The sequence below is a fragment of the Enterococcus sp. AMC1086 genome, assembly GCF_058216575.1.
On sequence record NZ_CM177100.1, the window covers coordinates 1,137,744 to 1,161,894 of the forward strand.

General features: G+C 35.1%; 17 protein-coding genes and 2 pseudogenes. 12 read left to right on the forward strand and 7 right to left on the reverse strand.

Features of this window, described 5'->3' with window-relative positions:
* Positions 1-873 precede the first annotated feature (873 nt).
* From AC4BC4_RS05345 to AC4BC4_RS05365, 5 genes and pseudogenes are all read right to left on the reverse strand, one after another.
* Positions 874-2,561, reverse strand: a pseudogene (locus tag AC4BC4_RS05345) (IS1182 family transposase).
* A gap of 144 nt (positions 2,562-2,705) precedes the next feature.
* Entirely contained in the window at positions 2,706-3,350 is a 645-nt protein-coding gene (locus AC4BC4_RS05350; RefSeq protein ID WP_490477017.1) for an ECF transporter S component, read from the reverse strand.
* 16 nt (positions 3,351-3,366) lie between these two features.
* Complete coding sequence (gene coaC, locus AC4BC4_RS05355; protein ID WP_490477018.1) at positions 3,367-3,909, reverse strand: phosphopantothenoylcysteine decarboxylase; 543 nt, start codon at positions 3,907-3,909, stop codon at positions 3,367-3,369.
* A complete protein-coding gene (gene coaB / locus AC4BC4_RS05360) occupies positions 3,909-4,679 on the reverse strand; it encodes a phosphopantothenate--cysteine ligase (protein ID WP_490477019.1) in 771 nt (256 codons plus the stop codon). The genes coaC and coaB overlap by 1 nt, the downstream gene beginning before the upstream one ends.
* A 15-nt stretch (positions 4,680-4,694) precedes the next feature.
* The gene (locus tag AC4BC4_RS05365; protein ID WP_490477020.1) at positions 4,695-5,687 is read right to left on the reverse strand and encodes an oxidoreductase; all 993 of its coding nucleotides are present in this window, start codon (positions 5,685-5,687) and stop codon (positions 4,695-4,697) included.
* Positions 5,688-5,918: 231 nt separating this feature from the next.
* Between AC4BC4_RS05365 and AC4BC4_RS05370 the strand changes: the two genes are divergently transcribed.
* From AC4BC4_RS05370 to AC4BC4_RS05405, 8 genes are all read left to right on the forward strand, one after another.
* The gene (locus AC4BC4_RS05370; RefSeq protein ID WP_438758719.1) at positions 5,919-6,437 is read left to right on the forward strand and encodes an FUSC family protein; all 519 of its coding nucleotides are present in this window, start codon (positions 5,919-5,921) and stop codon (positions 6,435-6,437) included.
* Between the two features lie 196 nt (positions 6,438-6,633).
* Entirely contained in the window at positions 6,634-7,176 is a 543-nt protein-coding gene (locus tag AC4BC4_RS05375) for a helix-turn-helix domain-containing protein (RefSeq protein WP_438758720.1), read from the forward strand.
* A gap of 135 nt (positions 7,177-7,311) precedes the next feature.
* Positions 7,312-8,397: an ABC transporter ATP-binding protein gene (locus AC4BC4_RS05380; protein WP_438758721.1), complete on the forward strand. Its 1,086-nt coding sequence runs from the start codon at positions 7,312-7,314 to the stop codon at positions 8,395-8,397.
* Between the two features lie 11 nt (positions 8,398-8,408).
* On the forward strand, positions 8,409-9,218 hold the full coding sequence (locus tag AC4BC4_RS05385; protein ID WP_438758722.1) for an ABC transporter permease: 810 nt from the start codon (positions 8,409-8,411) through the stop codon (positions 9,216-9,218).
* On the forward strand, positions 9,215-10,051 hold the full coding sequence (locus AC4BC4_RS05390; protein ID WP_490477021.1) for an ABC transporter permease: 837 nt from the start codon (positions 9,215-9,217) through the stop codon (positions 10,049-10,051). The genes AC4BC4_RS05385 and AC4BC4_RS05390 overlap by 4 nt, the downstream gene beginning before the upstream one ends.
* Complete coding sequence (locus AC4BC4_RS05395) at positions 10,048-11,121, forward strand: ABC transporter substrate-binding protein (protein WP_490477022.1); 1,074 nt, start codon at positions 10,048-10,050, stop codon at positions 11,119-11,121. Before AC4BC4_RS05390 ends, AC4BC4_RS05395 begins: the two co-directional genes overlap by 4 nt.
* 208 nt (positions 11,122-11,329) lie before the next feature.
* Positions 11,330-11,503: a hypothetical protein gene (locus tag AC4BC4_RS05400; RefSeq protein WP_490477023.1), complete on the forward strand. Its 174-nt coding sequence runs from the start codon at positions 11,330-11,332 to the stop codon at positions 11,501-11,503.
* A gap of 359 nt (positions 11,504-11,862) precedes the next feature.
* On the forward strand, positions 11,863-13,164 hold the full coding sequence (locus AC4BC4_RS05405) for a glucosaminidase domain-containing protein (protein ID WP_490477024.1): 1,302 nt from the start codon (positions 11,863-11,865) through the stop codon (positions 13,162-13,164).
* An 86-nt stretch (positions 13,165-13,250) separates the two neighbouring features.
* Here AC4BC4_RS05405 and AC4BC4_RS05410 read toward each other — a convergent pair.
* Both AC4BC4_RS05410 and AC4BC4_RS05415 read right to left on the reverse strand, forming a co-directional pair.
* A pseudogene (locus AC4BC4_RS05410) lies at positions 13,251-14,517 on the reverse strand (ISL3 family transposase).
* Between the two features lie 792 nt (positions 14,518-15,309).
* On the reverse strand, positions 15,310-16,968 hold the full coding sequence (locus AC4BC4_RS05415; protein ID WP_490475503.1) for an IS1182 family transposase: 1,659 nt from the start codon (positions 16,966-16,968) through the stop codon (positions 15,310-15,312).
* A 398-nt stretch (positions 16,969-17,366) separates the two neighbouring features.
* On the opposite strand from AC4BC4_RS05415, the gene AC4BC4_RS05420 reads away from it, so the two are divergent.
* The 4 genes from AC4BC4_RS05420 (at position 17,367) to AC4BC4_RS05435 (ending at position 24,142) form a co-directional block, all read left to right on the forward strand.
* Complete coding sequence (locus AC4BC4_RS05420) at positions 17,367-22,559, forward strand: isopeptide-forming domain-containing fimbrial protein (RefSeq protein ID WP_490477025.1); 5,193 nt, start codon at positions 17,367-17,369, stop codon at positions 22,557-22,559.
* A complete protein-coding gene (locus tag AC4BC4_RS05425) occupies positions 22,556-22,732 on the forward strand; it encodes a hypothetical protein (RefSeq protein WP_490477026.1) in 177 nt (58 codons plus the stop codon). Before AC4BC4_RS05420 ends, AC4BC4_RS05425 begins: the two co-directional genes overlap by 4 nt.
* A 775-nt stretch (positions 22,733-23,507) precedes the next feature.
* Positions 23,508-23,798, forward strand: coding sequence for a TIGR04197 family type VII secretion effector (locus AC4BC4_RS05430; protein ID WP_490477027.1), 291 nt, complete (start codon positions 23,508-23,510; stop codon positions 23,796-23,798).
* Entirely contained in the window at positions 23,795-24,142 is a 348-nt protein-coding gene (locus AC4BC4_RS05435) for a DUF3958 family protein (RefSeq protein WP_490477028.1), read from the forward strand. The genes AC4BC4_RS05430 and AC4BC4_RS05435 overlap by 4 nt, the downstream gene beginning before the upstream one ends.
* Positions 24,143-24,151 lie beyond the last annotated feature (9 nt).

Here is a 24,151-nt window from a genome sequence, read left to right on the forward strand (position 1 = left end):
AGTATTCAGAAGAAAAATTTTCCTATTTCTGGAATTTCATAGATGAGTTTCCAGTTAAATTGTAACAGCTTGTTTATAGAGGGACTGATTTTTTTAAGATTTCTGAGTAGGAAAAAGTAGCTGCCTTGAAAAAAAATAAACTTCCTAAAAAAGCATTATACTGGGAAAATTGCTGGGCACTCTTTCAGGGAGTAATGTCGCAACCAATTTGACAATCTAGAAAATAAAGAAAGGAACTATTGGCTAGAAGAGGCTCTTTCTTTATTTTTATTTTCTTTTAAATTTTGAATCGTCATTTATAAGTGAACGTACGAAGTAATAGATACCTAAAAATAAAAAGAAGAATGACGGTAATATACGGAGTAAAACAAACGGAGATTCAAAAATAAATACTTTCCGAAAACACATACCTTTTATTTCCCATAAATTTTTGGGTTAAATACCATGACTTGAAATTTAATATATTAATTTTGTTCCACGGTGAATTGTTAGAAAAAGTACAATGAAAATCCGTATTAATAACCATATTTGACATATCTTCTCTTTACACTTTCTTGAAAATCATTGTCAGAAAATATCCCTTTAAAATTTACCCCTATACAGCTGATATAAACAGTTCAAAAATATCTGAATGGGTACAAAAAGTAATTGCTTTGTTTACAACTGGAGAAATACTTTAGCTAAAAAAGAATAGATGAATAAATTATTTAGGGAGCTGGCTATATGTTTAGTGTAATTTTAGAGTTTGTAGGTGTCTTATTTTCTAGTCTAAGTTATTCAAAGATATCTTCTAAATAAAATGGAGTTAAAGATAAGAAAGAAACATTGATAAATAATAAAAAGATATCCTAAAATGAATACGACTCATTAAATTTAAGAAATAAAGGGCGAGCTTGGGACATAAGTCTCAAGATAAATAAAATAGAAGACCGAAAATCGTAAAATGATTTTTAGTCTTCTGTTTTTTAGTTTATTGAGAGACTTATTCTTGTTTGATAGCTTATTTAGCCTATATTTCCTCAAATTTACAGCCATTAGCGCAAGCCCAATTTCATTGTGCGCCTGTTGCTTCCCTCGAACAGAGAATTGAGTGAATCCTAAACAAGCCTTCAAATGTCCGAAAGCAGGTTCGACGTCAATTTTTCGTTGACGATAGAGTTTACCTGTTTCTTCTTCTGAAAGCAGCTGTTGAATTCTTGCTTTAAAGTATTCCCAATTCATGTTCTTTTGAATCTCACGATTCTTGTCACTCTTCGCTTTTGTACATTGGCTTCGAAGAGGGCAATTTGAGCAGTCTTCACATTCATATCGTTTCAAATACCGTTTAAAGCCATACTTATCTGTACGAATAGAATAATTTCGAAAATTCATTTTCCGTCCGTTTGGACAAAGAAACGTATCGTCTAATTCTTGGTACGGCCAGTTTGTTGGCAGGAATGGATTTTGTTTAAACTTTTTCTTCTGTTCTTTATGATACATGGCATATGTGATGAGTGGTATTCGCTTATGCTCTTCTAAAACAGCTTGATAGTTTTCTTCTCCCCCGTGGCATCTGCGACAATATGGGTTGGTAGCTCAAAGAAACGCTCCTTTAAAGTGGTTAAAAAAGGGCGCAATGTCCTTGTATCTGTTGGATTTGAGAAAAGATCGTAACCTAAAATATATTGACTATTTGTGGCGATTTGAAGATTATAGCCTGCTTTCAACTGACCATTTTTCATGTGATCATCTTTCATGCGCATAAAAGTGGCGTCTGGATCTGTTCTAGAATAGCTGTTTCGTTGTCCTAAAATCTGTCTATGTTTTTGATAAGCGAGTTTTCGCTCTTTAAAGTCCTTGAAAAGTTTCCTTAATTTTTTTGGAACTTTTCGTTTAGAACGAATTGATTTGCGCGTAATTCCATCCTTTGCTTGTTCGATTTTATCTGTAAACTTTTCGACAACATGCGCGAGATTTTCTTCAATCTTGCCTAATTCAGTGATAGATAATTCTTTTTCGGACTCGTGCTCAATTTCAGGAATAATCGTATTTTTCAATAGTTCATCATAAAGAAAGGTTGATTTTTCGGTGAGTTTTTTGTCAAAGTTATCAATGGATTTTCTCCAAACAAAGGTATATTTATTGGCATTGGCTTCAATCTTTGTGCCATAGATAAAAATGGCATCTTCATCGATTAATTGTTCCTTGACTAATTGACTACGGAATTGGACGAAGCACTCCCGAAGGAGTGTGTTCACTAAGGGATTCACACGGAAACGATTGATCGTTCGATAGCTAGGCTGATAACTTTGAGTGAGCCACATCATCCAGATACTATCTTTTGTTAGAGCTGCAATCTTTCGACCAGAAAACACGGATTGTGTATAGGCACATAAAATCATCTTCATCATCATTTTTGGATGATAAGAAGAAGGGCCCATTTGATGATGAAAAGGAAGAAAACGTGCCTCGGGAATACTTTCAACTAATTGATCAATAACAAATGCGATATCATTTTTTTCTAACTGAAAGCTAAAATCTAGAGGAAGAATAACTTGATTTGCGGTATAATTTTTAAACATAAGAATACCTCACTAATTTATTTGTTTAGTCACTTTTATTTTAGCAAAGGTGTTCTTATTTTTGTAAAACAAAAATAATCCAGATGCCAATCAATTTGACTGGTATCTGGATTTTTCGTTAGAATTTATGTCCCAAGCTCTTTTTTACAATTTTTGTGTCGCATTATTTTTTACTAAGCGCAGTAAAACTGATGTTACACCCACTGTAGCAATTGCCGCTACAATGGCTTCAACAACACCGCTAGTAAAAATCACAGTTAAAATTGCTGTATAAATTGCTGCACCATTGGCACCAATAATTTGTGCATAAGAATCTTTAAATAGAAAATAAATCAAGTTCATCACAAGAATCGTATTCGTAGCCGATCCTAAAAAACCTGCAACAAACAAACTAAAAGTTTGAGAAGAAGGGTTATTTTTCGTCAATTTCTTTAATCCTATAAAGACAAAATACGGAACGACTCCGATCAAAATTCTTGGCACCATGGCAACGATTATTGCTTTAAGGCTACCTTGATCTGTCCCAATCACAGGAATGAATGGTGAGAACACAAAAGACAAGGGAGACAAAACGATAGTGCTGCGAATCATGCTGATGATACCGAAAACACCTCCCAAAAAGGCCCCGATTCTTGGACCTAAAACGATTGAAGCAATGATTACAGGAATGTGCATCGTTGTAGCGTTGATCGGTCCAATTGGAATGAATCCTAAAAAAGGAACGGCAGATAACAAAATCAAAATTGCTAAAAACATAGCAGTTAATGTAAATGTCTTTGTATTTTTCATAAATGACTCCTCAAAATTATTTCGTTGATCCTTCATTGATTGTAGCGACAATTTCTTCCACTGTTGCAAGCGCACCACGGCCGAAATCACCACAGGCTAATAAGGCTTCTCGGGGATCGATTTCATGATAACCGACTTCTTTTAATATTGCCAAATTTCGTTGCATAATCGGATTTTGATACATATAAGTATTCATTGCTGGTGCAATAAATTTAGGGACTTCTTCTTTTAAAGCCAAAGCTACAGTTGAGAGCATATCGTCGGCAATTCCGTGCGCTAATTTTGCTAACATATTAGCGGAGGCAGGAGCGACTAAAAAAAGATCTGCTTTTTTAGCTAATTCAATATGGTTGATCTTATCAGGAGCAATCTCTTCCATTACATCTGTATGAACTGGATTTTTTGACAAAGACTGCAATGTTAATGGTGTAATGAACTTTGTACTATTGGTCGTCATGATGACTTCGACATTATAACCTAATTTGGTGAGTTGGCTAGTAATATCAGCTGCTTTATAGGCAGAAATACTACCTGAAATGCCTAATAATATTGTTTTCATCATTGGTTCCTCCATTTTTCTTCAACCTTTTTGACAATCAATTGAGCGATCTCGTTTTTAGTCTGAGCTGTTTCTGTTTGCCCATCAGAATCAATCAAGATTCCTTTATGTTGGTTGCCACGAATCTCTTCAAGGTCATTGGCTAAAACAAAGTCACAGCTGTTTTTGACTAAGATCGATTGACCGACTTGAATCAGTTCTTCAGTGGAAACGCCCACCAATAATTTGAATCCTACAAGTATCGCATGAGGTTGTTCTTGCTTCAGCATTGCAATTATTTTAGGGTTTTTCTTTAAAAAAAGCAAGAGTCGATCTGTTTTAGAAGGTATTTTTTTTTCTTGTTGGATCGATTTACTAATTTCATCTAAACTGTGGTAAAGTTCTTCGGTCAAATTTGCTAAATCAGATAAGGAATCATCTGTTGTTAATTTAGCTGCGAGTTTTTCGATAAAGTCATCTTCTGACAAGGTGGCTTCAGTTGTAAAGTCGCTGACAGCCATGCTATGAATGATACTATCAAATGTTTGATGCTTAAATTCATCAAGTAAAGCGGATTCCAATTCTTTTGTTGTTTCGATTTCTACCAGCCTTAAATTTGAATCACTAGTAGGGCGGACTGCCTGAGGTGTAGTTACATACGTTACAAGATGTCCTTGCGCTAAAAAGGCTTCACCGATTGTCTTTCCTAAACGTCCTGTTGAGTGGTTTGTAATGGAACGAACATTATCGATTTTTTCAGAAGTTCCACCTGCAGTAATTAAGATATTCATAGATAATTTGCTCCTTTAACTGATTTTAACGATCGTGCGGCCAATATGAGTCCCTGACTGCAACTGATCTAAGGTTTGGGTCAATTCTTGTAGCGTTATTTCGTTTACTAGTTCATGTCTACTTACATTTAAATCAGTAGCTAAACGTTGCCAAATAGCTAAACGTTGGCTCATTGGAACATTGACTGAATCGATCCCTAATAAAGTTATATTTCTTAAAATAAAAGGTAAAACAGTCGTATTTAATTTGATCCCAGCCGCGTTTCCACAAATAGCGATGCTGCCGCCATAGTTAAGTTGAGATAATAATACAGAACATATATCACCGCCAACGGTATCAATTGCAAAATCAATCGTTTGTTTTGCTAAAGGTTTGATTTTTTCTGGCATAAATTCATCTATTAAAAGTACTTCTGTGGCACCAATGTTTTTCAAAGAAGGTATAGCTGATTTTTTTCGACTTAAGGCAATGATATTTTTGTATCCTCGTTTTTTTAGCATAGCAAGGGCTAAACTTCCCACCCCGCCAGATGCGCCTGAAATTAAAATTTTGGCCTCCTTGTTGGTAGCTAATCCTTGATTTTCAAGTGCTTGAATGCATAATGCAGCAGTAAAGCCAGCTGTACCAAAAACCATAGCTTCTTTTAAACTTAATCCATGGGGTAAAGGAACGACCCAATCACCTGGCACGCGAGCAATTTCAGCAAATCCACCAGTGTGTGTAACACCTAAACCGTAACCCGTTACTAAAACGTTTTGACCTTCTTGAAACCGATCGTCTTTGGTCGTTAGAATAGTACCACTTAAATCGATTCCAGGTATCATTGGATAATGACGAATGACACCGCCATCTTGTCTGATGGCAAGTGAATCTTTATAGTTGACTGAGGAATATGCGATTTTAATAAGTACATCTCCTTCAGATAAATCAGTATGTTCTATTTTTTCTACAGTGGTTTTAACATTTTCATTTATTTTTTTAACACGAAATCCAGAAAACTTTTCCATAAATATCCTCCTTGTAATATAGACGATGAATAGGCTTTTTTACTTTAATCAAAAAATTAGTGTGATCGTTTCTATCATAACATATTCTCTTTTTATCTTTAGCAAATATTTCTTGAAGACCCCTTCTTAATAGAAGAAAAATAAGTTAGAATAGATTGGATGGGCTCAATTATAATAAGATGAATAGAACTGCAATCGTCGTTTTGCACTATTTGAAAGGAATTTAGTTTGTTGAAATTAAAAATTGGTATGCGAACATTTAAAACAGGATTAAGTGTCTTTTTTTGTATTTTGGTCAGTATTTTATTGAAAAGGGAAACATATGTAGTTGCAGCGATCACAACAGTTTTTACCTTGAGAGAAGATATGGAAAATACGCTGAAGTACGGCAAGCATCGTATTATTGGGAATGTCATGGGAGCGCTGATGTCAATCGTTGTGATTGCTGTTTTCAATTTATTAGGTAGAACAGAGCTTGTACAGTTGATTTTTATCCCGCTGATCATTACGTTAATGATTGCATTGTTGGCTGGTTTGGGCTATCAAGAAGGGACCGTCGGGGCATGTGCAACGCTTTTAACGATTGTATTTATGATTCCAGCAAATCAATCGTATGGATATGCATTTGCTAGGGTAGTCGATAGTTTTATTGGGATGGGCATTGCCTTGTTAGTGAATTATTTTATCCCGTTAAAATTTACCAAAAAAAGAAGTTTAAAATCTGCAGAAAATGAGGAAGTGTCTGATTGATAGATGCTTTTTTATTTTTTTAAAATAACCAAATCGATGCTAGTATTAAAGAATGAGATGAAACTAAAAAAATAAAATATTATTGTTGAAATTTGTTGCTATTTTTTGAAAAATTTGTATACTAGAAAAGGTAAAATTAAACTTATAGTTTAGTATTAGCAAACTTTTATATATTTTTATGAAATGAGGTGGTTTAATGGAAATCGGTGAGAAGTTACGTAATTTACGTGTACAAAAGAATTTGACCCAAGAAGAACTAGGCGAACGAACAGATTTGACAAAAGGGTACATTTCTCAACTGGAACGTGATTTAAGTTCACCTTCAATGGAAACATTCTTCAATATTTTGGAAGTTTTAGGCATCACACCAGAACAATTTTTCAGTGAACAAATGTTGGAACAAAAAATCGTTTATAAAGATGACGATAGTACACTGTATTACGATGAAGAAAATGGCTATGAATTAAAATGGTTAATTCCTGAATCGAATGAAAAAGAGATGGAACCCATTGTTTTGACATTTGACAAAAACGGTGAGTATAAAACGTTTGAACCTTCTTTATCTGAAACATTTATCTATGTGATCGATGGGTCTGTTTCATTGATTCTTGGGGAAACGACTTATTCTGCAAAAAAAGGGGAAGCAATGTATTATCAAGCCGCAGAACCCCATCAGCTGATCAATCATTCAAAAGGGAAAAGTCGCGTATTGATCGTTGCAACAGAATCTTATTTATAATGTCTGGTTTTAAGGCCAGCTTCTCGAGAAAAAGATAAAATTCAATTGTGAGAAAGAACGTCACACTCTGATTTTATTATTTTTCATTCGAGCTATAAAGAGTCCAGTATACTTTTATTAAAGGAGGATCAGCGAGTGAAAAAAAATATTATTACATTTGAAAATGTCGTCAAACAATATGATGATGAAAAAGTGCTGAAAAATGTCAGTTTTGATATAGAACAGGGAAAGTTTTATACGTTACTCGGTCCTTCAGGTTGTGGGAAAACAACGATTTTACGTATTTTAGCGGGTTTTGTCGATGCTACCGAAGGTGATATTTATTTTGATGGTCATAGAATTAACGATATTCCAGCAAATAAACGCCAAGTGAATACTGTGTTTCAAGATTATGCCTTGTTTCCACATATGAATGTATTTGATAATGTAGCATTTGGGCTTAAAATCAAAAAGATAGCGAAAACAGATATTGAGAAAAAAGTTAAAGATGCGCTACGCATGGTTCAGTTACCTGGTTATGAAACTCGAGAAATCAGCGAAATGTCTGGTGGTCAACGTCAGCGTGTAGCGATTGCGCGTGCTATTGTGAATGAACCTAAAGTGCTGCTTTTAGACGAGCCACTTTCTGCGTTGGATTTAAAATTACGAACGGATATGCAATATGAGTTACGTGAGTTACAGCAACGTCTAGGCATTACTTTTATATTTGTTACCCATGATCAAGAAGAAGCGCTAGCGATGAGCGATGAAATTTTTGTTATGAACAAAGGTCATATCGTGCAAAGTGGTACGCCAGTTGATATTTATGATGAACCAATCAATCACTTTGTAGCAGATTTCGTGGGGGAAAGTAATATTGTTAACGGGACGATGATCGAAGATAATTTAGTAGAATTTGTAGGAAAACGTTTTGAATGTGTGGATGGTGGGATGCGCCAAGCTGAAGCAGTTGAAATAATGTTGCGTCCTGAAGATTTGACAATCACCACTGCAGATAAAGGGAAATTAGTCGTGACGGTTGATACACAGTTATTTCGTGGGGTTCACTATGAAATCATTTGTTATGATGAAGATCAAAATGAGTGGATGGTTCATTCCACTAAAAAAGCGACAGAAGGGGCAAAAGTTGGTTTATTCTTTGAACCAGAAGACATTCATGTGATGCGTTTTAATGAGTCAGAGGAAGAATTCGATGCCCGCTTAGAAAGTTACGAAGAATAGGAGGAGTAATAATGAAAACAATGCGTCGGATTTATTCGATTCCTTATATGATGTGGCTGCTATTCTTTGTGATTGCGCCCGTTTTAATGATTATTTATCAGTCTTTCTTTAATATGAATGGACAATTTACTTTAGAAAATTATCGAACTTATTTTACTTCAGGCACTTATTTAAGTATGACGCTTAATTCAGTTTGGTATGCGTTTTTGATAACCTTGTTTACACTCTTGATCAGTTACCCAACAGCGTATTTTTTGACAAAGTTGAAACATAAACAATTATGGCTGATGCTGGTGATTTTACCGACGTGGGTGAATCTTTTGCTGAAAGCTTACGCATTTATTGGGATTTTTAGTATTCATGGGAATGTCAATCAATTTTTAGGCTTTCTAGGCATTGGGCCACAGCAAATATTATTTACTGATTTTAGTTTTCTATTTGTAGCGACGTATATTGAAATTCCGTTTATGATTTTACCGATTTTCAATGCGCTTGAGGAGTTGAATCCTTCGTTGATCAGTGCCAGTCGAGATCTTGGCGCGAATAGTGTTGAAACTTTTCAACGAGTGATTTTTCCGCTTTCATTGAACGGTGTAAAAAGTGGCGTTCAAGCCGTCTTTATACCGTCTTTGTCCTTATTCATGTTGACACGATTGATTGGTGGAAATCGTGTGATCACATTAGGAACAGCGATTGAAGAACATTTTATGGTGACACAAAACTGGGGGATGGGTTCAACGATTGGTGTTATTTTGATTGTTGCGATGTTTATCGTGATGTTGTTGACAGGTGAGAAGAAGAAAAAGGGGCGGGTGAAATGACAAAGAAAAAAATTAAATGGTCTTATCTTTATCTGATCATCGTTTTTGCTTTATTGTATGCGCCAATTTTCTATCTGATTTTTTACTCATTCAATGACACCGATACGATGAACCAATTTACTGGTTTTACGCTTGCGAATTATACTGCTGTATTTGAAGATACACGGTTGTTGATCATTGTGTTAAACACCTTTTTATTGGCTTTTTTATCAGCGTTATTAGCAACAATCATTGGTACATTTGGTGCGATGGGGATTTATTATACAAGGCGTAGAAAAACAAGAACGACCTTGATGAGTTTTAATAATATTTTGCTTGTTTCGCCAGACGTGATCATTGGTGCAAGTTTTTTGATTTTTTTTACAGCTGTAGGTTTTATTAGTTTGGGATTTACTAGTGTATTATTGTCACATATCGCATTTAGTATTCCGATCGTAGTGCTAATGGTGCTGCCAAAACTACAAGAAATGAATGACTCGATGGTGGATGCCGCGCGCGATCTAGGTGCTAATAATGTGCAGGTCATCAAGAATATTATTTTGCCCTTTTTAGCACCAGGGATCATTGCGGGTTATTTTATGGCATTTACGTATTCGTTAGACGATTTTGCGGTGACCTTTTTCGTTACAGGAAATGGATTCTCGACTCTTTCTGTTGAAATCTATTCCAGAGCAAGACAAGGAATCAGTTTAGAAATCAATGCGTTAAGTGCGCTAGTGTTTATTTTTTCTATGATTTTAGTCATTGGTTATTATTTTATCAGCCAAGATAATACCTCTAAGCGCATGAAAAAAATACGTCGAGAACAAAGCGAGGTGGCTAAACTTAAATGAAAAAACTACAATCTTTGTTTATCGGTATTTTAGCGATCATCCTGATTCTTTTTTTAAGCGTCCGTCAACTGGAAAAAGCCAGCGGAATGGCTGGTGCTGATACCTTGACGATTTATAATTGGGGGGATTATATCGATCCAGACTTATTACGTAAGTTTGAAAAGGAATCAGGGTATAAAGTCAATTATGAAACCTTTGATTCAAACGAAGCAATGTTTACGAAAATCCAGCAGGGGGGAACGGCTTATGATATCACGATTCCTTCTGAATATATGATTCAAAAAATGATGAAAGAAAAAATGTTATTAGCAATCGATCATAAGAAACTAACTGGACTACAAAATATCGATGAACGTTTTTTGAATTTAGATTTTGACCCACAAAATAACTATTCGATCCCTTATTTTTGGGGAACTTTAGGCATCATCTATAATGACAAATTTATCGGAGAAGATGAAATAAAACATTGGAATGATTTGTGGAAACCAGAATTGAAAGACAATGTGATGCTGATTGATGGAGCAAGGGAGGTATTAGGGTTCTCTTTAAACAGTTTAGGCTATTCTCTAAATAGCAAGAACAATCAAGAGCTGCGTGAAGCAACAAATAAATTAAATAAATTAACGACAAATGTCAAAGCGATCGTAGCTGATGAAATTAAAATGTATATGATCAATGAAGAAAGCGCAGCCGCTGTAACGTTTTCTGGTGAAGCTGCTGAAATGCTCGATGGGAATGAACATCTTCATTATGTGATTCCATCAGAAGGCTCTAATCTTTGGTTTGATAATATCGTGATCCCTAAAACCGCAAAAAATATCAAAGGTTCGTATGCGTTTATCAATTTTATGTTGAGACCTGAAAATGCTGCTCAAAATGCAGAATATATTGGCTATTCAACACCTAATCAGGCTGCAAAAAAATTATTGCCCAAAGAAATTTCTAGCGATGAACAATTTTATCCAAATGATGAAGTGATCAAGCATTTAGAAGTTTATGAAGACTTAGGTGCAAAATATTTGGGAATTTATAATGATTTGTTTCTTGAGTTTAAGATGTATCGGAAATAATGAGTGTTTCAGCTATAAATTTCCCAATTGTTTCAAAGAGGTTAGGACATAACTTTACGGGTTATATCCTAGCCTATTTTCGTTTGATTTAAGTTTTGAACGTGATGCTCCAGATGTTTTATGTTCTGCACTCACTGAAGATTGCATTGGGCGATGAAAGACGATTATAGAAGGTAATCCAGTTTATGCTTTCATTTCAGGTCTTCAAGTGGGAATTGCAAACTTAGCTGATTTATTAGCAGCGAATAGACAGTTAGTTTTTGAGCTTTGGGAAGTGTTGATCAGAAACTATCAAAGTGACCGCAGCAAAGACATTCAGCGAATGATCATTCAATACACATCGGAATATAAAAATGATGAAGAAAAAGAGAAGTTTATCTAAAATGACAAGAAGCCAGATGAAAAGAGATCATTCTTTGTCTGAAGCGTAAATTTTTTTCGAAACTTTCGAAACTTTTAAATCAAATACATGATTTTTCGATATACCTATGGTAAAATCAATATAACTTGTAGAAGGTTAAACGAAGTTTTTAGAGGTAGGGTAGTTGGATAGTTTAAAGAGGAATGAAAACGCAGTAGTCGTTGGGGATTTTTCGCATTTCATCATCAAGCTATTTTAATTACTAGGACGATCAAAAAATCAGTTTAGTAGTAAGTGCTTTAAACGTTTTTATTTAAAAGGAAGAAGAAACCAATAAAAACATCAGAATCTTTAATATATTTTGAGAGGAACTAAAAGGAATGAAGAGAAAAATATTATCACTGCAGATGATTTGTGTACTGCTCAGTGTCAATTTAATTCCAGTTGTTGGTCATGCGGATGAATTAACACATTCAGAGTCAAGCACAATTGAAGAGGCAACACCTGAAACAACTGAAAGTTCTTCAACAGAAGACTCTACAACAACGACAGATTCGTCTACATCAGAGACGGAAACAGGCAGCAGTGAAACCAATAACAGCACAGAATCTACAGAGGAGGTACAACCTCCTACAAGCAGTCAAGAAGTGACAGATGAGACACAACCGAGTGCTCCAGTTGAAACTGTTACGGAACAACCAGTTCAGCCAACGACTGATCACGTGCCTACTGAAGCACAATTGGATCAAACAATCAAAATCGTTAAGAATGAACCAACAGAAACGTTCATTCGCCGTATTGGTGAAAAAGCTCGTGCTGTAGGCCAAAAAAATGATTTATATGCTTCAGTTATGATTGCACAAGCAATTTTAGAATCAGGTTCTGGCAATAGTGATTTAAGTCAACAACCTTATCACAATCTTTTTGGGATCAAGGGTGAATACAAAGGAGAAAAAGTTGTCTTTTCTACTCAAGAAGATGACGGATCAGGCAATTGGTTTACCATCGATGCAGCGTTCAAGAAATACCCTGGTTATAAAGAATCATTTGAAGACTATGCTAAGTTGATGAAGGAAGGTATAGATTCAAATAAAACGATTTATTCAGGTACTTGGAAATCAAATGCAGTAAGCTATCGTGAAGCGACTAAATCTTTAACGGGTTTGTATGCTACTGATACTAGCTATGATCAAAAATTAAATGCTTTTATCGAAGAGTATGACTTGACTGAATATGACAAAGAAAAACCATCTACTTCAACTAGTGGAATCATAGTTTCAGATAGTCATCCAGATAGTGATTTTAAAGAATATACTGGAGAAACTTACTCTGGTTCAGAAGCTTATGCTATAGGAAATTGCACGCAATATGTATACAACCGCATTGTTCAATTAGAAGGTTATGTAGAGACCACGATGGGGAATGGAATGGATTGGGGAACAACTGGAAAAGCCAATGGTTATGAAGTATCTAACAAACCTAAAGCTGGAACGGCTGTCAGCTTCCAACCAACTGTTGCTGGTGCGGATGGAACATATGGACATGTAGCGTTTGTTGAACATGTTTATGATGATGGTTCCATTCTAATTTCAGAAATGAATGTTGCAGGTCTTGGTGTAGTTTCATTCAGAGTCATCGATAAAGACACAGCGAATACATTAGCTTATGTAACACCTAAGTAAAGAATAGCTCTTTGTCAACTAATGTTGGTAAGAATGTCTAAAGAATTAAATCAATAATAATGAAGAGACCCTAGAGGAAAATTCCTCTAGGTTTTTCTATTTGGTTGAAAAAGAACGGTACCAAAACATAAAGCAATTCTCAATTTAAAGTTATAAAAGTTACGAAACCCATACGCATTTCTCTTTAACACTTTGATCTGGTTGTTCAAACAGTTCAACGTTCCATTGGAATAAGGTAATTCGAGGACGTTTTTAAATTCATTTTGAACCTTCCTAAAGGTTAAATAAACCGTTTGGTAATAGTAGGATATTCTTTTTCTACAACGTGTGAAATCGTGTATAATCTCTTGTTTGTACGGCATAAAGAATATCTTGATAACAGGTGTACCCAGCTTTTAATTCCTTGTCATATGTAAGAAGTCGATCTACGAATTCTGTTTCTGTTAAATAGGCACGGAAGGACGGCAATGTCGTTTTTCAAAATCGAGCTTCGATTGGTTCTTTTGAAGAAGTTTCCAGTATTTTTTTACCTCTACAGTTCCTTTCTGGAGAAGCAGATTCATTCGTTGAATACGGTGTTTTAAAAGAGTTCGTCCAATGTGTTGGACAATATGAAACAATCAAGAATGATTTGAGTCATCGGAAATAATTTTTTGACTAAAGAGAAACAAAGCGTGTATATATCGCAAACGATATATTTTACACGTTCACGAACAGACAAAGAAAATCTTGAAAAATAACGTTCTAAAAAGTACAATTGACGGTTTTCAATGACATCAATCAAGTGTCTTGTCTATCCATCCATCATGATAAAACTCATAGAAGCAGCGACCTGTTTAACCGATTTAAATTCATCAAAACAAAAGACTTCCGGCAAGGTCAGACGAATGATTTTTTTCGGTTCATAAAATTGTTTCAAGATACGATAAACAGAAGAGACAGAGACCTTCTTTTGACGCGCAATTTCACTCATAGACGTAACCTTTTTTAATTGATCGGCAATGGATAGCTTCACTTTTTTAGAAATCGAACACCCTTTTTGGATCAGACTTGTTTCAGCGACGAACGTTCTTTTACAGGAATGACAGAAGAAACGGCGTTTCTTAAAACGCAAATACGTTTGATACTCAGACTCATCGTTCATTAAAATAAGACAAGTAGTATATCCCCAACGAATAATCTTCCCTTTTTTTCTCCACAATGGGGATAGGAGTGGGCTAAATAGACTAATGTACCAGAAAATACCTGACAAATTCGCCCCTTAATGCGTTCTTTTTCTAAAGAATTTTCAGTAAAAGTAATATTTAAATTTAGAATATCTAAGGTATTTTTGATAAGATTGGTGTAAGATATCTTAATTTCCTCCTTTTTGAATGGTTTTAGACGACTTAATTCTAAAGGATATCAGGGTGTCTTTTCTATTTTTTTTGCATAAAAAAAGATGCTGGTGATTTCTCACCAATATCAGAAAGTATAGAGCCCTTTTTTGTACTCAAAATAGGACAAATACAGAGAACAGCTAAGGTTAAAATTCTAAGTATTATGCAACGCATAAAGTACGTTAATAAGATTAATTAAAAATGCTATTGTTCTATTAAAATAAGATAATTAACGATCTTCATTGATAGTAATTTAAGCAATCGGTTCTAATAAAACATATAGCAGAAATGATTTTTTTAACCGATTTAAATTTATCGAAATAAAAAAATTGGGAGCAAGGTCAGTTTCAATGGATAAATATTTTAAACATGCGATAACTCAAAAAAGAGAGACGTTCTTGTGTCGAGTAAAAGTGACATCTCTTAATAGAATTCATTTTAAAGAATAACAGGATGTTTTTTCTTTGTTTTATATAAAAAGATGTCAGTGATTTATTACCAACATTAGAAGGTAATTTGCAGATTATTTTTATATAAAAAATAGAGGATGTGTTTAAAAAATTCATCGTTTAATAGTTCTGAAGCTTCTAAAAATCAATGTTATACTTTCGCAATAGAAAACAAAAAATATCCTTTTTAGCATATTAATTCCCTAATATTTTACAAAATATATCTAAGATGTTAAATTTACTTTAATGAATAATAAGAAAAATTAATCTCTAAAATTATATAAGAATAAGTATCCAAAGACCTTGGGACATAAGTCTTAAGACAAATAAAACAGAAGACCGAAAATCATAAAAATGATTTTTAGTCTTCTGTTTTTTAGTTTCTTGGGAGAATTATTCTTGTTTGATAGCTTACTTAGCCTATATTTTCTCAAATTTACAGCCATTAGCGCAAGCCCAATTTCATTGTGTGCCTGTTGTTTCCCTCGAACAGAGAACCGAGTGAACCCTAAACAAGCCTTCAAATGTCCGAAAGCAGGTTCGACGTCAATTTTTCGTTGACGATAGAGTTTACCTGTTTCTTCTTCTGAAAGCAGCTGTTGAATTCTTGCTTTAAAGTATTCCCAATTCATGTTCTTTTGAATCTCACGATTCTTGTCACTCTTCGCTTTTGTACACTGGCTTCGAAGAGGACAATTCGAGCAGTCTTCACATTCATACCGTTTTAAATAACGTTTAAAGCCATATTTATCTGTACGAATAGAATAGTTTCGAAAATTCATTTTTCGTCCGTTTGGACAAAGAAACGTATCCTCTAATTCTTGGTACGGCCAGTTTGCTGGAAGGAACGGATTTTGTTTAAACTTTTTCTTCTGTTCTTTATGGTACATGGCATAAGTGATGAGTGGTGTTCGCTCGTGATCCTCTAAAACCGCTTGATAGTTTTCTTCTCCTCCATAGCCGGCATCTGCGACAATATAGTTTGGCAGATCAAAGAAACACTCTTTTAAAGTGGTTAAAAAAGGGCGCAATGTTCGTGTATCTGTTGGATTTGAGAAAAGATCATAGCCTAAAATATACTGACTGTTCGTGGCGATTTGAAGATTATAACCTGCTTTCAACTGACCATTTTTCATATGATCATCTTTCATGCGCATAAAAGTGGCATCTGGATCTGTTCTAGAATAGCTGTTTCGTTGTCCTAAAATCTGTCTATGTTTTTGATAAGCGAGTTTTCGCTCTTTAAAGTCTTTGAAAAGTTTCCTTAATTTTTTTGGAACTTTTCGTTTAGAACGAATTGATTTGCGCGTAATTCCATCCTTTGCTTGTTCGATTTTATCTGTAAACTTTTCTACAACATGCGCGAGATTTTCTTCAATCTTGCCTAATTCAGTGACAGATAATTCTTTTTCGGACTCGCGCTCAATTTCAGGAATAATTGTATTTTTCAATAGTTCATCATAAAGAAAGGTTGATTTTTCGGTGAGTTTTTTGTCAAAGTTATCAATGGATTTTCTCCAAACAAAGGTATATTTATTTGCGTTGGCTTCAATCTTTGTGCCATCGATAAAAATAGCTTCTTCATCGATTAATTGTTCCTTGACTAATTGACTACGGAATTGGACGAAGCACTCCCGAAGGAGTGCGTTCACTAAGGGATTCACACGGAAACGATTGATCGTTCGATAGCTAGGCTGATAACTTTGAGTGAGCCACATCATCCGGATACTATCTTTCGTTAGAGCTTCAATCTTTCGACCAGAAAACACGGATTGTGTATAGGCACATAAAATCATCTTCATCATCATTTTTGGATGATAAGAAGAAGGGCCCATTTGATGATGAAAAGGAAGAAAACGTGCCTCGGGGATACTTTCCACTAATTGATCAATAACAAATGCGATATCATTTTTTTCTAACTGAAAACTAAAATCTAGAGGAAGAATGACTTGATTTGTGGTATAATTTTTAAACATAAGAACACCTCACTAATTTATTTGAGTAGTTACTTTTATTTTAGCAAAGGTGTTCTTATTTTTGTACAAAAAAATAATCCAGATGCCAATTAAGTTGATTGGTATCTGGATTTTTCGTTAGGACTTATGTCCCAAGCTCTTCTGATAGTTATTTGTTCGTTTTTTACAATTATTTATATAATTATTTCTTAACTATAAAAGTAATTATTTGGGTTACTATCTTAGCTAGTTTAAGCAGTATTTTTAAAGGGCTTTCAAATGTAAATCAATCGTGTGGCATTCTCAATTTTAATTTATTTTTTTAATTTTAAAAAAAGTGAATAGCTATTTGAAAGGAGTGGGGGCTATTGACAGTAGGTCTTGTGAGTTGAAAATAAAAAACGTTTAGGAGAATTAGGATGAAGAAACTAGTAAAAATATTGATAATGGCAATGTTGGTCGGACAATATGTGAGCCCTATGGCGAGCATAGCACAAGAAGAGGGTTCGGTTTCTTCCACAGAGCAAACATCAAAAGAAGAAAACGAAAAAAATAAAGAATCATCAGAGCAAATACAAAATTCTCAGATTGAAAAAAGTCAAGAAGAACAAGTAGCACAACCAACACAAGCAACAGAAGATCATTTGGAAAATAGTGCCGTAGCCAATAGCGAAGAAGCATCAAATGCTCCCCCAAGCTCTGGCATGGAAAGAGCTACTAGTGAAAATGGTCCTGTAGGCCCTGATATAACGACAGGTCCTAAAGTTATCGGAAAAATAGTAGATGCGCCTTATGTTACTATATTGGATCCAAATACATTTATAGATTCAAAATATTCATTTACTCCTATTTTCACCTCAGAAACGAAAACAACGTATATTGAAAATGGTGCAGAAGTATCCTTAGGCTCTCAAGATACTGTCTATATAAGGAAAGCTACTGTTACTGCTAGCCAGAATACGTACGTTAAATTCGATAATATCGGATATTATAATGGAAGAAAATTAGGAATGAATGTAGTCCCAGTTGAGTTTACGGGAGACGAATTTCAAATAGTTATTAAAAATATCCCTGCAGGCGCTCCTACACTAGGGGACTTCCAGCCAGGATCTATAAGGAATACACCGTCTTCATTACCGCCAGTACTAGAATATCGATTTTTTTATGAAGACACAAATGAAGCTGCAGAAATTACAGGACATTTTAATATGGGACAATTGGATCTACAGGAGTGGTTGGCATTTTATCCAGAAACAAATATCGTTCAAAGTCTGGTGGTGAGAAACAATGTATTAAACCAGATTGAACTTCCAGCTGGGACTGTATCAGGGGTTGCCAGACAAAGCACGGATGGTAATTCGGTCAGTTTGAATGATCCTAGAAATACATTTTCTATTACTTTTGGACCGACGACTAAAGTTAAATTAAAACCTGGGGCAGAGCGTTCTGGTAGTGTAGGCAGTACTATTGGATTCAGTAGATTATTCCCTGGAAATTTCGATAATCCAGATCCTATAAAAGAAGTAGAAAATAAGACGTTAGAAGAAAAAAATGCGACATTTAATATTACGCAACTAATGCCTAATAGAACAGAAGATAATCAATATTCATCGTTTATTTTAGAAGATACTATTGAAGATGTTTTAACAATAAATAATGTTCAAATTTACAATGGATTAGGAACAAATGTATCTAATAACTTTACTATACAAACAAACGGTCAAAAAGTGACGGCTTCTGCACAACCGACTTTTTTGACTAATGTAAATAACTATGGTCAGTACTATATAATGAAAATTTCAACAACGTTAAAAGATAATCTCACTCCTGAACAAATAAAAAAATATCAAGTAGGAGTTTTATTAGATGTACCTAACACAGCAGACCGTACATTCGATACTGATAAATCGAGTACTAATGAAGTTTCTGCCCAATTCTCTGGAATAATAACACCAGGAGAAGTGACGGGAGAAAAATTAGTCAATGGAACAACCGGAACGAAAGCCTATCCAGGAGATACACTGACCTATACGATTAACTTGACACATAAAGATGGAACCGGTGAGTGGAGTGGAAGTATTACTGACACTTTACCGCAAAACTTAAGTTTTGTACCAGGAACAACAACCTTTAACGGTCAAGCACAAGATGACAATGTTGTATGGAAAGACGGTGTTTTAACCATACCCAACGTGACCCTCAATGACTCAGATAAAACAGCAAAAGTAGAATTTCAAGCAATTGTTGGAAAAGAAGCAGTAGGAACATCTGTCGTGAACAAAGTAGAGGCTAAACCAACACCGCCAGTTGATCCGTCAGATCCAAACAATCCAAAAACACCAGAAATACCAGCAGTACCAACAGAAGTAGTACCGAGTGCGGGAGCATTAGAAACAAGTAAAAAAGCGTTCGACGAAGCAGGACAATCCATCGATAATCAGATGGTTAAAGTCGGAGATGTTATTGAGTATCGCGTGTCTGCTAAAAATAAATCTTCAGCAGAGACGATTGTAAATAATGTACAAGTAAGCGATACAATTCCAGTTGGATTAAGTTACGAAGCTGGATCATTGAAAGCAACCTATCCAGATGGAACAACAAAAGCCTTACCAGATAGTCAAGTGAATGGTCAGCAATTGGACACAGAAAATCTGAACAACCTAAAAGGCGGAGAAGAAGTCGTTGTGTCCTTCAAAGTAAAAGTAACAGAACAAGCGACAGGAACAATTAAAAATGTCGCGACGGTAAAAGCAATAGTACCATCTGAAAACCCTAACGATCCAGATAAACCACTAGATCCAGAAGAACCACAAGTATCTGTAGGCATACCAGGAGAAGTGACAGGAGAAAAATTAGTCAACGGAACAACCGGAACGAAAGCCTACCCAGAAGATACGCTGACCTATACGATTAAACTGACACATAAAAATGGAACAGGTCAATGGAGTGGAAGCATTACAGACACGTTACCGCAAAACTTAACTTTTGTGCCAGGAACAACAACTTTTAACGGTCAAGCACAAGACGATAGTGTTGTATGGAAAGACGGTGTTTTAACCGTACCAAATGTGACTGTTAATGACTTAGATAAAACAGCGATAGTAGAATTTCAGGCAACTGCTGGAAAAGAAGCGTTAGGAACAACAGTTGTAAACAAAGCAGAGGCGCAACCAACACCGCCGATTGATCCATCAGATCCAAATAATCCAAAGGTACCCGAAATACCGGAAGTACCGACAGAAGTAGTGCCAAGTGCGGGAGCATTAGAAACAAGTAAAAGTGGATACAATCAAGCAGGACAATCTATTGATAATCAAACTGTCAAAGTTGGGGATATTATCGAGTACCGTGTATCTGCTAAAAATAAATCTGCAGCAGAGACGATCGTAAATAATGTGCAAGTGAGTGATACAATTCCAACAGGATTAAGTTACGAAGCTGGAACATTAAAAGCGACCTATCCAGATGGAACAACAAAAACCTTATCAGACAGTCAAGTGAATGGGCAACAATTGGATACAGAAAACTTAGGCAGTCTAAAAGGTGGAGAAGAAGTCGTTGTATCCTTCAAAGTAAAAGTAACAGAACAAGCGACAGGAACGATTAAAAACGTTGCAATCGTAAAAGGAACAGTACCACCAGAAAATATTGGAGATCCAGAAAAATCATTGGATCCGGAAGAACCACAAGTATCTGTAGGTATACCAGGGGAAGTGACGGGAGAAAAATTAGTCAATGGAACAACCGGAACGAAAGCCTACCCAGGAGATACGCTGATCTATACGATCAAATTGACACATAAAGCTGGAACAGGTCAATGGAGTGGAAGTATCATGGACACGTTACCGCAAAACTTAAGTTTTGTGCCAGGAACAACAACATTCAACGGTCAAGCACAAGACGATAGTGTTGTATGGAAAGACGGTGTCCTAACTTTACCGAACGTGACTGTTAATGATAAAAACAAAACAGCGATTGTAGAATTTCAAGCGATCCTAGGCGAAGAAGCGCTAGGAACAACTGTTGTGAACAAAGCAGAGGCGCAACCAACACCGCCGATTGATCCATTAGATCCAAACAATCCAAAGGCACCCGAAATACCTGAAGTACCAACAAAAGTAATTAAAAAAGTGGGCGTATTTGAAACAAGTAAGAAAGCCTATGATGAAGCAGGGCAATCCATCGACAATCAAACCGTTAAAGTTGGAGATATTATTGAATATCGTGTGTCTGCTAAAAATAAATCTGCAGCAGATGCGATTATAAATAATGTGCAAGTGAGTGATACAATACCATCAGGATTAAGTTACGAAGCCAGAACATTAAAAGCAACCTATCCAGATGGAACAATTAAAAATTTACCGGACAGTCAAGTGAATGGTCAACAATTGGATACAGAAAACTTGGGCAGTATAGACGGTGGAGAAGAAGTCATTGTGTCCTTTAAAGTAAAGGTAACAGAACAAGCGACAGGAACGATGAAAAATGTTGCATCCGTAAAAGGAACAGTACCCTCAGACAATCCTGGAGATCCAGACAAACCATTGGATCCAGATAAACCACAAGTATCCGTAGGTATACCGGGAGAAGTGACGGGAGAAAAATTAGTCAACGGGACATTAGAAACGAAAGTCTATCCAGGAGATACGGTTACGTATACAATTAAATTGACACATAAAGACGGAACGGGTCAATGGAATGGAAGTATTATCGATAGGTTACCGTCAAATCTAAATTATGTGCCAGGAACAACAACATTCAACGGTCAAGCACAAGACGACACTGATGTATGGAAAAATAATGTCTTAACTGTACCGAATGTGATAGTTAATGATAAAAATGAAACAGCAACTGTTGAATTTAAAGCAATAGTGGGAGAAGAAGCGACAGGATCGACTGTTGTAAATAAAGCACAGGCCATAACGCCTAGGACGGATCCAGTAGATCCAAACAAACCCAAAGAACCTGAAATTCCAGGAGTTCCGACGGAAGTAATGCCAAAAGCCGGAACATTGGAGACAAGTAAGAAAGCCTATGATGAAGCAGGGCAATCCATCGACAATCAAACCGTTAAAGTTGGAGATATTATTGAATATCGTGTGTCTGCTAAAAATAAATCTGCAGCAGAGACGATTGTAAATAATGTACAAGTAAGCGACACAATTCCAGCAGGATTAAGTTATGAATCTGGAACATTAAAAGCAACCTATCCGGATGGAGCAACAAAAGCCTTACCAGACAATCAAGTGAATGGCCAACAATTGGATACACAAAACTTAGGCAGTCTAAAAGGCGGAGAAGAAGTCGTTGTGTCCTTCAAAGTAAAAGTCACAGAACAAGCGACAGGAACAATTAAAAATATCGCGATTGTAAATGGAACAGTGCCTCCGGAAAATTCTGAAGATCCAGATGAACCATTAGATCCTGAGAAACCAGAAATAACTATTACGACTACTCCTAGCCGGCCTGAGACACCGGGAAATATAAATAGTTCTTATAAAGGGAAACTTCTAAATGCTGGAGAAACAATGAATTATATGTTACCTGTCGTAGGGATCGGTATCATTTTGATTGTTTTAGGATATAGAACAAAAAGAAAGGGATCAAAATGAAAAGAAAGTTAATCGTTGTAGTAATTTTACTGCTCATCCTATGTAGCTGCAGCAATAAAAAAAATGAACTCAATGAATCCAACAAAGACGAAAAAACCTCTCAAATAAGTAGTTCAAATGAAGAATCTATACAAGAAAAAACGAATTCTGTCATCACAGAAGTAGAAAAATAAAAATTAGTTCTAGGAATCAGAGGTCTGGATTGAAGTTCTAATCTCCAAGAAATCAAGTGAGAATTTACGAAAATAACAAGAAGCTGGAAATTTCAAATTAAATGTTGATCGATCACTCTTTGGTACGTTTCAAGTTATTGTGAATTTTCTCTTATTTCTGAAGTTTTAATCTTAATTCTTTCTATTTTTAGTACATTAATTTTAGTTGTTTTCACCTAAATGGCAAAAAATTTATAGGCGTTAAAATGGGTTGATGTTGTTATTAGCTATTTTATTTTATCAAAATAGTGCTATTTACTTTTTCTTAACTATTCTATAGAAAACCTAAATGATTTGGGCATAGTTTCTTCAAATCTTCAGTTTAATATGTATGTATACCCAATAACAAACCCAAACAAAACACTTTTTCATTTTTACTCCTCAAGTAAAAAGAACTCCTTGCCACCGCCTACCCAGCGGTGGTTATTTTTGTCGAAAAAATGCCTAAAGGTGTGTAAGAAGAGTTCAAAATTTCAAAAAGAAAAATGGTTAGTTTTACCAATAAATATTTTCCGAAAATTTAATACGAGATTAGTGATTGTGAAGGAATTTTTGCAATCACTTTTTTCACATTTTATTTAGTAAAAGTTAGAAAAAAAGGGAATCAGAAATATTATAAATTTTAATATTTTAATTTTAGAACTAAATATATATTAAAAAGTAAAAATTAACTATTATAAAAATGATATGTGTGATAATATTTTATTACAATTAGTTTTATGAGGAGGGGTAACTGATGGCAATAAAAAGTGATTTGGCAGGTGCAAATCAAAAAGCTACTGCATTAAGAAGTGCAACAGATAGGTTAATACAACAATCAAGCATAAATAGTGATTCCCGAACAACAGTGGCAGGAAATACAAATGCTCAAGAAGCTATTACTGCTGCACAAGAAACAGCCACTAAGGTAGCACAGGCAGTGTTTACAGCATCTAATAATCTGCAAAGTGTGGCAAAAGATTTCGAAGTTTTAGACCAGACAGTTGCAAAAACTCTATTTAAGCCAATTGGTGGGTTAGGTAAATGAGAAGGTTAGAGGATATCCAAACAGAAGAGAAGCAATTATATTTAAAAGAAGAAACATTAATTGGTGAAGTAAATCAATTAAAACGAGTTAGAGAAACCTATGATCAACATTTCCATGAGGTAAGACATTTTTTTGATGATATTTGTTATCAGTTTGATAAAAATGAACAAGGAAATTTTTTCAAATCAATTTTTGATGAATTTTCTCAAAAATCAAGACAAGTAATGGATTGTTTAGAAAATGATGAAGAAGAATTACGTATACAAAAAAAGAAAGTTTTGAACCAATTAGATGATATCGGTTATGAAAAGAGAAAAGCGTTTGCAGAGGAGGATGGAAAATAATGAGTGTTG